This window comes from Salmonella sp. NW177 (assembly GCF_051811585.1).
Classification (GTDB): domain Bacteria; phylum Pseudomonadota; class Gammaproteobacteria; order Enterobacterales; family Enterobacteriaceae; genus Salmonella; species Salmonella enterica.
In genome coordinates this window covers 35,399-48,917 of sequence record NZ_JAMMZV010000010.1, presented here as the reverse complement: position 1 = coordinate 48,917, position 13,519 = coordinate 35,399, and the positions used below count along the sequence as shown (strand labels likewise).

Sequence of the window (13,519 nt, the reverse complement as noted above, 5' to 3'; positions counted from 1 at the left end):
ATGTTAATTATAATGAAATATGGATTAAGTATTTTTTGTGTTGAATAAATCACATACCTGTTTTTTTTCATTAAAATGAATCTGTAAATTTCAATGATATTATTTATAGGTTATTCTAATGAAAAAGGATTTGTTATCATCAATTATTATCGCTATGCTGATGACTGCCGGGCTAAGCGCTTGTGATGAAAAAAAAGCGGACGAACAACCTGTAGCTCAGAGTGCGGATTCATCAGCGAGCAATACACAACCCACATCAGCGGAAAGCGCAGATGCGAACGATGTTCTTAACCAAAAGCTGAATGTTTACATTGATTGTTATAATAATCTCCAGGCAGATATTTACCGTGCTGTAAATCGTTATGCTAACACATTCGACGATTTCCGTACCGGTCCTACCGGTAAGGAAGACGATCCCTCTCCGCTGGTTCCTGTGTATCCTGCATTTATCCAGGACTGCCGGAAAGACATCAAGGCGGCGGCTGAATTAAAGCCGGCGTTTGCCTCTCTGGATAGTGCTGCTCTGGCATTTATTAATGCGGCTGGGCCACTAGCTGAAACAATCAATAGTATGAATAAATACTATGATCAAGATAACTTCAAGGATGATGCCTTTGCTGGCGCTAAAGCGTTCCATAAAACGTTTATAAAACAGTTCGATGAGTTTGATCCCATTGCGAAGAAATATATCGCCGAGATTACCATTATGAGTAAGCAGCATGCGGCTAATGAAATTAAGGCGACCGAGAAGAAAGAAGGTAAATCCATTAAGTACTATACGCTTTTGACGATGCAGGAAGCCGAGACGCTTAATGACGCTGTAGCTGATGCTTCTTTTGATGTGGCGGCAGTAAGCAAACAGCTCGCTGATTTTGAAGAGCATACTCAGAAGCTAAACGAGAAGATCAACGTTGATATAGATAAACATCGTAGCTTCCCTGGCTTTATTTCTGAGCTGGAAAAATTCCAGGGCAAGGTGAAAAAACGCATTCGGCGTGTGCGCGATAACGTGGCGTATACCTCGCATGAGCAGGACTACCTCAATAGCGGCAGCGGCGATATGGTAGATGGTTCTTATGAGGCTGTGGTTAAAGCTTATAACGAGCTCATCGATACCTATAATGGCTATCATCTTGAGCGTGAGTTCTAAGCTTTTCACGCTGCAAATCGCGTGCATATGACCGCTGAACTGAGCAAATAAGTCGTTAGCGACTGTCGAAAGAGCGCCCCAGAGGCGCTTTTTTCGTTCGAAGTATTACCGGGTAGCAAGCGCCTCGTGAATGGCTGGAATAAGCTGCGGCCCAGCATAAAAACGATTAAAACCTGTATGGCCTCGCCACTATACGTGATTCCGTTATCAAGAGAGGCTGTAAAATTGAGAAAATATATATTTTACGAAAATGTAGAGGGTACTATTTTAGTCTGCGATTAACCGCTGCGGATGGGTATAAATCGTCGCCCGACCCGGCTTACAGAACCCCACCAGCGTAAGATTACACCGTTCAGCGACGTCAACCGCGAGCGTGGTGGCAGCAGAAACCGCAAACAAAATTTCCACACCGCACATCGCCGACTTCTGCACCATTTCGTAACTCGCACGACTGGAAACCAGCGCCGCGCCTTGCCGCCATTCCTCACCTTCCGTAGCGCGGCGGCCGAGCAGTTTATCCAGCGCAACGTGGCGTCCGACATCTTCATGGCCCCCCGCCAGTTCACCCGACGGCATGACCCACGCCGCAGCGTGCGTACAACCCGTCAGCTTACCCGTCGGTTGAAAATCATTCAGATGTTTTAACGCGCGATCAAGGTTACCGAGATTAAACGTTTGGCTAAACGGCAGCGGTTGCACCGGCTTACCGATGTCATTGAGCTGTTCCACGCCACATACGCCGCAACCGGTACGTCCGGCCAGCGCGCGACGACGCGCTTTCAGCCCCATAAATCGACGGCTGGAAAGATCAATCTGCACTTCAAGTCCGTTACAGGACGGCACAACGTCCATGCCATAGATTTCACGCGGGCTGTCAATGATCCCTTCCGACAGAGAAAACCCTATTGCGAAATGCGTCAGATCTTTCGGAGAAGCCATCATAACGACATGCGAAATACCGTTATACACCAGTGCCACTGGCACTTCCTCGGCAACATCATCAAGTTGGGGGGACTGCAAATCCTCGCGTTTCCAGAGAGTCAACTGGCGTGAGGTTGTGAAATCAGTCACATTTAGGACTTCTTCAGACAGTATATTGTTCACTTTCTTTTAACCATATAAGAACACACACACCAACATTATGGTATTCTGTTACAACTCCTCCCGGATGGAGGAAAATTTATCCAATTCTGAACCTTTGCGGGCCCGTCCGCAAAGAAAAATAACAACCACTCCCTGAGCGTTTCGGATAGAGAAATGTGAAAGAGAAGTGACAATGTCGAAACAAGGAGCAAACCATGCAGGTCAGCAGAAGGCAGTTCTTTAAGATCTGCGCTGGCGGTATGGCAGGCACCACGGCGGCGGCACTGGGCTTCGCGCCCGGCGTAGCGCTAGCGGAAACACGGCAATATAAACTGCTGCGCACCCGCGAAACCCGTAACACCTGCACCTACTGTTCCGTTGGCTGCGGGCTGTTGATGTACAGCCTCGGCGACGGTGCGAAAAACGCCAAAGCATCTATTTTCCATATCGAAGGGGACCCGGATCATCCGGTAAGCCGTGGCGCGCTGTGCCCGAAAGGGGCCGGTCTGGTGGACTTTATCCACTCTGAAAGCCGCCTGAAATTCCCGCAATACCGCGCGCCGGGTTCAGATAAGTGGCAACAGATCAGTTGGGAAGAAGCGTTTGACCGAATCGCTAAACTGATGAAGGAAGATCGCGACGCCAACTATCAGGCGCAGAACGCCGAAGGCGTTACCGTTAACCGCTGGCTCACCACCGGGATGCTGTGCGCTTCCGCATCCAGTAACGAGACGGGTTATTTAACGCAAAAATTCTCCCGCGCGCTGGGTATGCTCGCGGTCGACAACCAGGCGCGTGTCTGACACGGACCAACGGTAGCAAGTCTTGCTCCAACATTTGGTCGCGGTGCGATGACCAACCACTGGGTCGACATCAAGAACGCCAACCTCGTCGTGGTGATGGGCGGTAACGCCGCAGAAGCTCACCCGGTCGGGTTCCGCTGGGCGATGGAAGCCAAAATTCACAACGGCGCGAAGCTGATTGTGATCGATCCGCGCTTTACGCGTACCGCGTCGGTGGCCGATTTCTATGCGCCAATACGCTCTGGTACTGACATTGCCTTCTTGTCAGGCGTGATGCTGTATCTGCTGACCAACGAAAAATACAACCGTGAATACACCGAGGCCTATACCAATGCCAGCCTGATCGTGCGTGAAGATTTTGGCTTCGATGATGGTCTGTTCACCGGCTATGACGCCGATAAGCGGCAGTACGATAAAACCAGTTGGCACTATGAGCTGGACGAAAACGGTTTTGCCAAACGCGATACGACACTGCAACACCCGCGCTGTGTCTGGAATCTGTTGAAACAGCATGTCTCACGCTATACGCCGGACGTGGTAGAAAATATCTGCGGTACGCCGAAAGCGGACTTCCTGAAAGTGTGCGAGTACATTGCAGAAACCAGCGCAAAAGATAAAACCGCGTCGTTCCTGTACGCGCTGGGCTGGACGCAGCATTCCATCGGCGCGCAGAACATCCGTACTATGGCGATGATCCAGCTTCTGCTCGGTAACATGGGGATGGCGGGCGGCGGCGTTAACGCCCTGCGCGGTCACTCCAACATTCAGGGACTGACCGACTTAGGACTGCTGTCGCAAAGTCTGCCGGGCTATCTGACGCTGCCGAGCGAAAAACAGACCGATTTGCAAACCTATCTGGCTGCCAATACGCCGAAGCCATTGTTGAAGGATCAGGTCAACTACTGGGGCAACTATCCGAAATTCTTCGTCTCGATGATGAAGGCCTTCTTTGGTGATAAAGCGACAGCGGAAAATAGCTGGGGCTTTGACTGGCTACCGAAGTGGGACAAAGGCTACGACGTGTTGCAGTACTTCGAGATGATGAAACAGGGTAAGGTCAACGGCTATATCTGCCAGGGCTTTAACCCGGTGGCCTCATTCCCGAACAAAAACAAAGTGGTCGCGTCGCTTTCCAAACTGAAGTACCTGGTGACTATCGATCCGCTCAACACCGAAACGTCCACCTTCTGGCAAAACCACGGTGAGTCGAACGACGTTGATCCCGCGAAAATCCAGACCGAAGTGTTCCGTCTGCCTTCCACCTGTTTTGCCGAGGAAAATGGTTCCATCGTTAACTCCGGTCGCTGGTTACAGTGGCACTGGAAGGGCGCGGACGCCCCGGGAATTGCCATGACCGACGGCGAAATCCTCGCCGGTATCTTCTTACGCCTGCGTAAGATGTACTCTGAACAGGGCGGCGCCAACCCGGAACAGGTGCTGAATATGACCTGGAACTACACCAAACCATACGAACCCGCCTCTGAAGAAGTGGCGATGGAAAGTAACGGTAAAGCGCTGGCCGATCTTATCGACCCGGCAACCGGCGCGGTGGTGGTGAAGAAAGGTCAACAGCTCAGTTCGTTCGCGCAACTGCGTGATGACGGTACGACGTCCAGCGGCTGCTGGATTTTCGCCGGTAGCTGGACGCCGGAAGGCAACATGATGGCGCGTCGTGATAACGCCGACCCGTCTGGTCTCGGCAACACGCTGGGCTGGGCATGGGCATGGCCGCTTAACCGCCGTATTCTGTATAACCGCGCTTCCGCCGATCCGCAGGGTAACCCCTGGGACCCGAAACGTCAGCTACTGAAATGGGAAGGCGGAAAATGGGCCGGATGGGATATTCCGGACTACAGCGCCGCCGCGCCAGGCAGCGACGTCGGACCGTTTATCATGCAGCCGGAAGGGATGGGTCGCCTGTTTGCCATCGATAAGATGGCGGAAGGGCCGTTCCCGGAACACTACGAACCGTTTGAAACGCCGCTGGGCACTAACCCGCTGCACCCGAACGTTATCTCTAACCCTGCCGCCCGTATCTTTAAAGACGATGCCGACGCGCTGGGTAAAGCGGATAAGTTCCCGTATGTCGGAACCACTTACCGTCTGACCGAGCACTTCCACTACTGGACCAAGCACGCGTTGCTTAACGCTATCGCCCAGCCGGAACAGTTTGTGGAAATTGGCGAGAAGCTGGCGAATAAGCTCGGCATCGCGCATGGCGATACCGTGAAGGTCTCCTCAAACCGCGGCTATATCAAAGCCAAAGCGGTGGTGACCAAGCGTATTCGCACGCTGAAAGCGGACGGCAAGGATATCGATACCATCGGTATTCCTATTCACTGGGGCTACGAAGGCGTGGCGAAAAAAGGCTTTATCGCCAATACGTTAACGCCTTTCGTCGGTGATGCGAACACGCAAACGCCGGAGTTTAAATCCTTCCTTGTGAACGTGGAAAAGGTGTAACGGAGACGACCTATGGCTTATCAATCGCAAGACATCATTCGTCGTTCCGCCACTAACGGTTTCACCCCCGCGCCCCAGGCGCGGGACCACCAGGAAGAGGTGGCGAAACTCATCGACGTCACCACCTGTATCGGCTGTAAAGCGTGTCAGGTGGCGTGCTCCGAGTGGAACGACATCCGTGATGAAGTGGGCAATAACGTCGGGGTGTATGACAACCCGGCGGACTTAACCGCGAAATCCTGGACGGTGATGCGCTTCTCGGAAGTGGAACAGAACGACAAACTGGAGTGGCTGATCCGTAAGGATGGCTGTATGCACTGCGCCGATCCCGGCTGCCTGAAGGCCTGTCCGGCGGAAGGGGCGATCATTCAGTACGCTAACGGTATTGTCGACTTCCAGTCCGAGCAGTGTATCGGCTGCGGCTACTGTATCGCTGGCTGCCCGTTCAACGTGCCGCGCCTCAACCCGGAAGACAACCGCGTCTATAAATGTACGCTGTGCGTTGACCGCGTGACCGTGGGGCAAGAACCGGCCTGCGTGAAGACCTGTCCAACCGGCGCCATTCATTTTGGCTCGAAAGAGGATATGAAAACGCTGGCGGGCGAGCGGGTGGCGGAACTCAAAACCCGTGGTTATGACAACGCGGGTCTGTACGATCCGGCGGGCGTAGGCGGTACGCATGTCATGTACGTGCTGCATCATGCCGACAAGCCGAATCTGTATCACGGCCTGCCGGAAAACCCGGAAATCAGCGAAACCGTTAAGTTCTGGAAAGGCGTCTGGAAACCGCTCGCCGCGTTCGGTTTTGCCGCGACCTTTGCCGCCAGCGTCTTCCACTATGTCGGCGTCGGCCCGAACCGCGCGGAAGAGGAAGATGACAACCTGCATGAAGAGAAAGACGAGGTGCGCAAATGAAACGACGTGACACCATCGTGCGCTATACGGCGCCGGAACGCATCAACCACTGGATCGTCGCCTTCTGCTTCGTGCTGGCGGCGGTGAGCGGGCTGGGCTTTTTATTCCCATCCTTCAACTGGTTGATGCATATCCTGGGCACCCCACAACTGGCGCGAATTCTGCACCCGTTTGTGGGCGTGGTTATGTTTGCCTCGTTTATCATCATGTTTTTCCGTTACTGGCACCACAATCTAATCAATCGGGATGATATCTTTTGGGCGAAGAATATTCGTAAGATCGTCGTCAACGAGGAAGTGGGTGACACCGGGCGTTATAACTTCGGTCAGAAATGCGTATTCTGGGCGGCGATTATCTTCCTGGTGCTGCTGCTGGTGAGCGGGGTAATTATCTGGCGTCCGTACTTTGCGCCTGCTTTCTCAATCCCGGTGATCCGATTCGCGTTAATGTTGCATTCTTTTGCCGCAGTAGCGTTAATTGTGGTTATCATGGTGCATATCTACGCCGCCCTTTGGGTGAAAGGCACCATTACCGCGATGGTGGAAGGCTGGGTAACCCGGTCGTGGGCGAAGAAGCATCACCCGCGCTGGTACCGAGAAGTCCGCAAGACAACGGAAAAAGAAACTGAATGAGTATTCGCATAATCCCGCAAGATGAGCTGGGGTCGAGCGAGAAACGTACGGCGGATATGATTCCGCCGTTATTGTTCCCCCGACTCAAAAACGTCTACAACCGCCGCGCCGAACGTCTGCGCGAGCTGGCTGAAAATAACCCGCTGGGCGATTACCTGCGCTTTGCCGCGCTTATCGCGCACGCGCAGGAAGTGGTGCTGTACGACCATCCGCTGGAGATGGATCTGACCGCACGTATTAAAGAAGCGAACGACCAGGGCAAGCCGCCGCTGGATATCCACGTGCTGCCGCGTGATAAGCACTGGCAAAAACTGCTGCATTCGTTAATTGCCGAGCTAAAACCCGAGATGAGCGGCCCCGCGCTGGCGGTGATTGAGAACCTGGAGAAAGCCTCAGAGCAGGAGCTGGAGCAGATGGCCAGCGCGCTGTTTGCCTCGGATTTTGCCTCCGTCAGCAGCGATAAAGCCCCGTTTATCTGGGCCGCGCTCTCCCTTTACTGGGCGCAAATGGCCAGCTTGATTCCAGGCAAAGCCCGCGCGGAATACGGTGAAGCGCGCCAGTATTGCCCGGTGTGCGGTTCGATGCCGGTCTCCAGCATGGTGCAAATCGGCACCACGCAGGGGCTGCGTTATCTGCACTGTAACCTGTGCGAAACCGAATGGCATGTCGTGCGCGTAAAATGCAGTAACTGCGAACAGAGCCGCGACTTACACTACTGGTCGCTGGAAAATGAGCAGGCTGCGGTGAAAGCCGAAAGCTGCGGCGATTGCGGGACTTACCTGAAGATTCTCTATCAGGAAAAAGACCCGAAAGTGGAAGCCGTGGCCGACGACCTCGCCTCGCTGGTGCTGGACGCGCGCATGGAACAGGAGGGCTTCGCCCGCAGTTCCATCAACCCGTTCCTGTTCCCGGGGGAAGGGGAATAAGTTCTCTGGTATACCGGCTAGCAATCTACGTTAGCCGGATCATTGCTCAATAACGCAATGCTTGTATAACGTTTCTCGGGTCGTTGGCAATGGCGCGAAGTAACGCTTTGGCTGGCCCTGTCGGTGAACGTCTTCCTTGCTCCCAGTTGCGCAGCGTATCCACGTTGACCGAAATCAGCTCTGCAAACTTAGATTGCGACAACCCAGATGCCTGCCGTATTTCTTTAATCTTCATTGCATCAATATGAAAGGTACGAGAAGGTTCACGGGTCCCTTCAATGATTTCATTCATTTGAGACATACTTTGAGTTAATCGCTCAAATAACACTTTATCCATCTACCACCTCTCATTCAGCATACGAAGCACCGCTTTTTCCTGCGGCGTGAGATCATCTTTAATGCCTTTTTGATAAATCAGAAGCAAGCGAATCTCATACCGTTGACTACGGTGAAAATAGATAATTCGCACGCCACTACGCTTTCCTTTGCCTCGCGATCCCCAGCGCATTTTTCTCAGGCCGCCCGTTTCCTGAATGACATCACCACAATCTGGATGCTGAGCCATAAAAACCTGAAGCTTATGGTATTCATCATCATCGAGCAGTTTTTTAACATCTTCAGTAAAGAGTTCCGTTTCTATAAATTGCATATTCCATACGCCATTGGCTTATAGTAGTGAAAATAATCTATACGTCAATGGCGTATAGCATCATCGTTTCACAGTACAAAAATTAAAAACCCAGCGCCAACCGCATTCCATTTTTTGCGAACCTCTATCCAGAATCATCATCCCCTCGTTTCACCACTTTCCATCCCCAACGAACCAGGTTATAAACTGTACATACATACAGTCAAAGGAGCGTTATATGCCACTGGAAAAAGGAATTGCCGAACTGGTCGCTGGGTTTATCGCGGCGGGACGCCCCTCTTCTCGCGAACAGAATATTGATGACCGGAGGGCGGGCTACATCGCCAGCACGACGCTGGCAGGAGAAACAGAAACCCGCGTCCAGGTTGAAGATATTGAACTCGATGCCATGACGTTTCGCGTGGTTTCGCCGCTCAATGCCACAGGGAAATTACCCTGCATCATTTATTATCATGGTGGCTGCTTTGTCAGCGGCGGTTTTGCCACTCACGATAACCAGTTAAGGCAGTTAGCTTTTTACAGCCGTTGTCGCGTGATTGCGGCACAGTACCGACTTGCACCAGAGCACACCTTCCCGGCCGCACATAACGATGCCGAAACCGGAGCTAATACTATCTGGAAATATGCCCAGAAACTGGGGATAGATCGCGAGAACATTACGCTTGCCGGTGACAGCGCGGGTGGGCATCTGGCGCTGGTCACCGCGCTACGCCTGAAAGCCGCCCGTCAATGGCAACCTGCACAGCTGATTCTGATCTACCCCATGCTGGACGCAACCGCCAGGTTTGCGAGCTACACCTGTAATGGGCTGGATTACATTATCACGCGTGACACGCTGCTTTCAGGCTACGAGATGTATATGCCGCGAACCGATCCACTGCATCCTGAAGCCAGTCTGCTCTGGCGTGAGGACTTCGCCGGACTGCCATCCACGCACATCATTACTGCCGAATTCGACCCACTGCGCGATGAGGGCGAGGCCCTGTATCAACGGTTCCAGGAACAGGGTGTGGAATGTACTTGCCAGCGCTATCTCGGTGTTATCCATGGCTTTTTCCAGCTCGGAGGCGTGAGCCAGGCGGCACGAAGCGCCATGCGAGATGTGGCCTGGCGTGTTGTAAGTCCATCAACAAGCAAAATGACCTAAAATTCAATTTTGTTTTCAACTTGAAAACTGGATAACGTTGCGCTAAATTGTTTTCAGGTTGAAAACTTTGTAATGGAACTACATTGTGCATGTTATCAGCCGAAAACCGTTCAATGAAGCGATGCTCATGTATCCAAACCATGAGCTTGCCCTCACTGAGTTGCTGAATGTTCTTGAGAAAAAAACATTCACTCAGCCTGAAGAGATGAAGCGGTATATTCCTTCACTGGATAATTTTAAGTACAGAGATCAATGGTGGGTGATTGATGTTTCTGGTAACAGCCTGAGACTCATTTCCTACATAGATTTCAGGTTACATAAGATATTTGTGAAACATATCGTTTCCCATGCCGAATATGACAAACTGACCGCATATTATCGGGGTAATAAAGAATGAGAACTCATCGTCAGATGGATGCAACCAGCGCAAAAAAGATCGTTGATACCTTCAGCGATGCGGTAAAAACCGTCCCACTGATGGGGGAAGACCGAAATAACAATGAGTATCGCAGGGCACTAGCGCTAGTGGAGTTTCTGGTCGACCACGACGATCTTGAAAACCCACTATTTGAATTGCTCTGTGCCCGAATCAGTGAATACGAAAAACATGCGCCGGAATTCAAAGCACTCAACCAACACCTGGAGAAAACGCCCCCTGGCGTTTCAGTATTGCGAACGCTCATGGATCAATACGGTCTCAAAGCAGCAGATCTTGCCAACGAACTTGGTTCTAAATCGAACGTCAGCAACATCTTAAATGGCCGCAGAGCACTAACGGTTAATCATATTAAAGCGCTTACACAACGCTTCAAACTACCAGCAGATGCCTTCATCGAGTAGTTGGATATGTCCAGCTACTCCTCCTCGTTGCCGCCCTCTTCATACGGGCCGAACGGTTTCGCAGGTAGTACGATATAAATGCCTTCGAAAATTGCCCCGGCGGTCTCGCCGCCCAACAGTTCAACCTGCAACTGGACACGCGCTTTTTTACCCCGCGCCAGCCTGTCCAAATCACCGCTTAGCGACCCCAAATCAGCCACGGCGTTTGGCTTTCCGCTAATGGGTTTACTGTAGCGAATATGGGCGTCAGCAAGAATAATCGTCCCGCCCAGGTGGCGTTCACGGAGCATCAGCCAGATAAGTCCCCATCCGGTCAGCGTCGCCAGGGAGAACAGGCTGCCGGCAAACACCGTGTGATGCGGATTTTGATTACCGGTTTCCGGCATCGTGGTGATAAATTTTTGCCCGGTGTACTGCTGAATGCGCACCCCCATCTTTTCACTCAATGGAATGTGCTCATACCAGGCCTGCTGAAGCTGCCCGCACCAGTCGCCGCGATGCAGGATATCATCCAGCGATGCTACCGGTTTAATCATCAGAAAATGGCGGATTGGCGTGGTTGTGGGCGTAGTAATCTCCCCCTGATTGACAAATCCGAGTTTGGCAAAGAACTCAACCGCATCTTCGCGCGCGCTGCAGGTGACGCGCTTAACGCCTTCCTGGCGGGCGACAGACTCCAGGGTCATCGCCATTAATGTCCCCAGCCCTTTATCCTGTACCGAGGGATGTACAGCCATAAAACGAATAGACGCCTCGTTATCTGCATTGATATACAGGCGGCCCACTGCAACTAAATTTCCTTCTTCGTCCACCACCATTTGATGGTGCGCCAACGCATCCCAGCCATCCCGTTCCGACCCTTTCGGCTGGTGCAGCGGTTTACGCAGCATCTCCCAGCGAAACTGGTAGTAACGTTCTAATTCTTCTTCTGTTTGCGGAACTCGAAGGTGATACATAGCCGTACTCTCTCTTGTTATCCGCGGCCACGCCGGAAGCTGACTCATACCTGGAGCCAGAATGTCACGGGACCGTCATTAACCAGCTCAACCTGCATATCGGCAGCGAAGCGTCCGGTTTGCGTGTTTATCGCCTGCTGGCGGCAGCGTTCGACAAAATATTCATAAAGCGCCTGCGCGCGATCCGGCGCAGCCCCGCCAGAAAAGCTTGGTCGCATACCACGCTCGGTATCTGCCGCCAGCGTAAACTGCGACACCACCAGCACGCTGCCGCCAGCCTGTTGTACATTCAGATTCATCTTGCCGTCAGCATCGCTGAAGATACGGTATCCCAGCACGCGCTCGCACAGACGATTCGCTTTTTGTTCGTCATCTTCTTTTTCGACACCCAATAACACCAAAAGTCCTGGGCCGATTTCACCCGTCACCTCATCCTCCACGGTGACGCTGGCACGGGTTACGCGTTGAATTAATGCAATCATGGTTGGTCAGCTTCTTGTTCTGCGGCTTGTTTGAGTTTTCGGTATTCCCCGAGAGTGACAGTTATTTCTGCGCCAAGCAAGACTATACACCAGGTCCAGTATACCCAGACAAACAGGATAGGGATCACTGCCAGTACGCCATAAATGAGCTGATATGACGGGAACATGGTGATATAAAGCGCGAAACCTTTCTTTCCGGCCTCGAACAGCAACGCTGCGACAAACGCGCCGACAAGGGCGTCACGGTTCGGTACGCGAGTTGTTGGGACAATACTGTAAAGTAACCAGAATGAGATCCACGAGAGCAGCAGCGGAAGGATGCGCAATACATTGTCGATGACCGTATTCAGATCGCTGGCCCAGCGTAAAGAAAGCAGGTAGGAGCTGATTGCCAGGCTGGCGCCGGCGAGAAGCGGGCCGAGCGTGAGGATCATCCAGTACACCGCAAAAGAGTACACTTTTGGCCGTGTGCGTTTGCTGCGCCAGATAGTGTTTAAGGCGCTATCAATGGCGTACATCAACAGCAATGCCGTCACAATCAGTCCACAGGCGCCCACCGCCGTCATTTTGTTGGAGTTAGCGACAAACTGCTCAATATAGCGCTGAATCACGTCTCCGGTGGCTGGCATAAAGTTAGCAAAAATAAAATGGCGTAACTGAATGCTGACATCAGAAAACATCGGAAAAGCAGCGAAAAGGGCAAAAACGACGGCAATAAGCGGTACTAAGGAGAGTAATGAGACATAGGCGAGATTTCCCGCCAGAGTCGTCATATTATCCTCATCGATACGCTGCCATAATAGCTTGAGCCAGGCCCGAACAGGGCGCGTATGGCGTCCAGCTTTTTGGTGAACGGTTTTTAGCATAACAGCTTCGCGAAATAGTCAGGGATGGTGGCTTTATCCTTCACCAGAATGCTGGTGATCCCCAACTGGTTGGCCCCTTCTATATTATCGGCATTGTCGTCGAAAAAGACCGCATCGGCAGCGGAAAAACCTTCTTTCTGCAGGACGTGCTGATAAATACGCGCTTCCGGCTTACGCATTCCCAAGTCCTGCGATAAATAGATATGGTCGGCGGCAGCGCGCACCTCCGGGTATTCCTCCGGCCAGAAGTGGGTATGCAGTCGGTTAGTATTGGATAGCACCACCACGCGATGCCCCTGCTCGCGCAGTTTATGCATGATAGCAATCACTTCGGGCCGTAACCCGACAAATACCGCCTGCCAGCCGTGCGCAAATTGTTCATAACTGAGCGATAACGCCATTTCATGACAGAAAGCTTCAGCAAACGCTTCGTCCGTTATCTCACCGCGTTCATGTTGGTGAAAAGTCTCGCCCATCGTAAATTTTTGCTTCAGCGAAGCCAGCGGTACTCGACTCAGATCGCTCCACACACCTAATACGCGGTTAAAGTCGATGTCGACAATCACATTACCTAAATCAAAGATGTAGAGCATGTCATTCTCCTTGC

General features: G+C 52.2%; 15 protein-coding genes. 8 read left to right on the top strand and 7 right to left on the bottom strand.

Features of this window, described 5'->3' with window-relative positions:
* Window positions 1–118 precede the first annotated feature (118 nt).
* The gene (locus NA986_RS22005) at window positions 119–1,150 is read left to right on the top strand and encodes a YiiG family protein (protein ID WP_023216603.1); all 1,032 of its coding nucleotides are present in this window, start codon (window positions 119–121) and stop codon (window positions 1,148–1,150) included.
* A 267-nt stretch (window positions 1,151–1,417) separates the two neighbouring features.
* On the opposite strand, the gene fdhD is transcribed toward NA986_RS22005, so the two are convergent.
* Window positions 1,418–2,254, bottom strand: coding sequence for a formate dehydrogenase accessory sulfurtransferase FdhD (gene fdhD, locus NA986_RS22000; protein WP_001059739.1), 837 nt, complete (start codon window positions 2,252–2,254; stop codon window positions 1,418–1,420).
* A gap of 194 nt (window positions 2,255–2,448) precedes the next feature.
* On the opposite strand from fdhD, the gene fdnG reads away from it, so the two are divergent.
* Genes fdnG through fdhE form a run of 4 tightly spaced genes read left to right on the top strand, consistent with a single transcriptional unit; the run spans window position 2,449 to window position 7,972 of the window.
* Window positions 2,449–5,499, top strand: coding sequence for a formate dehydrogenase-N subunit alpha (fdnG, locus tag NA986_RS21995; RefSeq protein WP_077248424.1), 3,051 nt, complete (start codon window positions 2,449–2,451; stop codon window positions 5,497–5,499).
* Between the two features lie 12 nt (window positions 5,500–5,511).
* Window positions 5,512–6,414 (top strand): formate dehydrogenase subunit beta, encoded by a 903-nt coding sequence (gene fdxH / locus NA986_RS21990; RefSeq protein ID WP_000331361.1) that lies wholly within the window; start codon window positions 5,512–5,514, stop codon window positions 6,412–6,414.
* Entirely contained in the window at window positions 6,411–7,046 is a 636-nt protein-coding gene (gene fdoI / locus NA986_RS21985; RefSeq protein ID WP_000829025.1) for a formate dehydrogenase cytochrome b556 subunit, read from the top strand. The genes fdxH and fdoI overlap by 4 nt, the downstream gene beginning before the upstream one ends.
* Window positions 7,043–7,972: a formate dehydrogenase accessory protein FdhE gene (gene fdhE / locus NA986_RS21980; RefSeq protein WP_000027730.1), complete on the top strand. Its 930-nt coding sequence runs from the start codon at window positions 7,043–7,045 to the stop codon at window positions 7,970–7,972. Before fdoI ends, fdhE begins: the two co-directional genes overlap by 4 nt.
* A gap of 46 nt (window positions 7,973–8,018) precedes the next feature.
* Here fdhE and NA986_RS21975 read toward each other — a convergent pair whose 3' ends face one another.
* A complete protein-coding gene (locus NA986_RS21975; protein WP_000362050.1) occupies window positions 8,019–8,309 on the bottom strand; it encodes a helix-turn-helix domain-containing protein in 291 nt (96 codons plus the stop codon).
* On the bottom strand, window positions 8,310–8,621 hold the full coding sequence (locus NA986_RS21970) for a cytotoxic translational repressor of toxin-antitoxin stability system (protein ID WP_001159632.1): 312 nt from the start codon (window positions 8,619–8,621) through the stop codon (window positions 8,310–8,312).
* 217 nt (window positions 8,622–8,838) lie between these two features.
* On the opposite strand from NA986_RS21970, the gene NA986_RS21965 reads away from it, so the two are divergent.
* The 3 genes from NA986_RS21965 (at window position 8,839) to NA986_RS21955 (ending at window position 10,608) form a co-directional block, all read left to right on the top strand.
* Window positions 8,839–9,768 carry an alpha/beta hydrolase gene (locus NA986_RS21965; RefSeq protein ID WP_198889148.1) on the top strand — a complete coding sequence of 310 codons (930 nt, stop codon included), beginning with the start codon at window positions 8,839–8,841 and terminating at the stop codon, window positions 9,766–9,768.
* An 85-nt stretch (window positions 9,769–9,853) separates the two neighbouring features.
* Window positions 9,854–10,165, top strand: a complete 312-nt coding sequence (locus NA986_RS21960; RefSeq protein WP_023216604.1) for a type II toxin-antitoxin system HigB family toxin — start codon at window positions 9,854–9,856, stop codon at window positions 10,163–10,165.
* On the top strand, window positions 10,162–10,608 hold the full coding sequence (locus NA986_RS21955; protein ID WP_031618981.1) for a helix-turn-helix domain-containing protein: 447 nt from the start codon (window positions 10,162–10,164) through the stop codon (window positions 10,606–10,608). Before NA986_RS21960 ends, NA986_RS21955 begins: the two co-directional genes overlap by 4 nt.
* Window positions 10,609–10,622: 14 nt before the next feature.
* Here NA986_RS21955 and fabY read toward each other — a convergent pair whose 3' ends face one another.
* The 4 genes from fabY to yihX are packed head-to-tail and all read right to left on the bottom strand — an operon-like array spanning window position 10,623 to window position 13,505.
* Entirely contained in the window at window positions 10,623–11,564 is a 942-nt protein-coding gene (gene fabY, locus NA986_RS21950; protein WP_001518251.1) for a fatty acid biosynthesis protein FabY, read from the bottom strand.
* 44 nt (window positions 11,565–11,608) lie between these two features.
* The gene (gene dtd, locus NA986_RS21945; protein ID WP_000560969.1) at window positions 11,609–12,046 is read right to left on the bottom strand and encodes a D-aminoacyl-tRNA deacylase; all 438 of its coding nucleotides are present in this window, start codon (window positions 12,044–12,046) and stop codon (window positions 11,609–11,611) included.
* Complete coding sequence (locus NA986_RS21940; RefSeq protein ID WP_023203606.1) at window positions 12,043–12,912, bottom strand: virulence factor BrkB family protein; 870 nt, start codon at window positions 12,910–12,912, stop codon at window positions 12,043–12,045. The genes dtd and NA986_RS21940 overlap by 4 nt, the downstream gene beginning before the upstream one ends.
* Entirely contained in the window at window positions 12,906–13,505 is a 600-nt protein-coding gene (yihX, locus tag NA986_RS21935; RefSeq protein WP_000965695.1) for a glucose-1-phosphatase, read from the bottom strand. Before yihX ends, NA986_RS21940 begins: the two co-directional genes overlap by 7 nt.
* Between the last annotated feature and the right edge of the window lie 14 nt (window positions 13,506–13,519).

Coding starts and splice junctions, on each gene's coding strand:
- fdhE (WP_000027730.1), top strand. CDS start 7,043: ATGAGTATTCGCATAATCCCGCAAGATGAGCTGGGGTCGAGCGAGAAA.
- dtd (WP_000560969.1), bottom strand. CDS start 12,046: ATGATTGCATTAATTCAACGCGTAACCCGTGCCAGCGTCACCGTGGAG.
- NA986_RS22005 (WP_023216603.1), top strand. CDS start 119: ATGAAAAAGGATTTGTTATCATCAATTATTATCGCTATGCTGATGACT.
- NA986_RS21955 (WP_031618981.1), top strand. CDS start 10,162: ATGAGAACTCATCGTCAGATGGATGCAACCAGCGCAAAAAAGATCGTT.
- NA986_RS21940 (WP_023203606.1), bottom strand. CDS start 12,912: ATGCTAAAAACCGTTCACCAAAAAGCTGGACGCCATACGCGCCCTGTT.
- fdoI (WP_000829025.1), top strand. CDS start 6,411: ATGAAACGACGTGACACCATCGTGCGCTATACGGCGCCGGAACGCATC.
- NA986_RS21975 (WP_000362050.1), bottom strand. CDS start 8,309: ATGGATAAAGTGTTATTTGAGCGATTAACTCAAAGTATGTCTCAAATG.
- NA986_RS21965 (WP_198889148.1), top strand. CDS start 8,839: ATGCCACTGGAAAAAGGAATTGCCGAACTGGTCGCTGGGTTTATCGCG.
- NA986_RS21970 (WP_001159632.1), bottom strand. CDS start 8,621: ATGCAATTTATAGAAACGGAACTCTTTACTGAAGATGTTAAAAAACTG.
- fdxH (WP_000331361.1), top strand. CDS start 5,512: ATGGCTTATCAATCGCAAGACATCATTCGTCGTTCCGCCACTAACGGT.
- fabY (WP_001518251.1), bottom strand. CDS start 11,564: ATGTATCACCTTCGAGTTCCGCAAACAGAAGAAGAATTAGAACGTTAC.
- yihX (WP_000965695.1), bottom strand. CDS start 13,505: ATGCTCTACATCTTTGATTTAGGTAATGTGATTGTCGACATCGACTTT.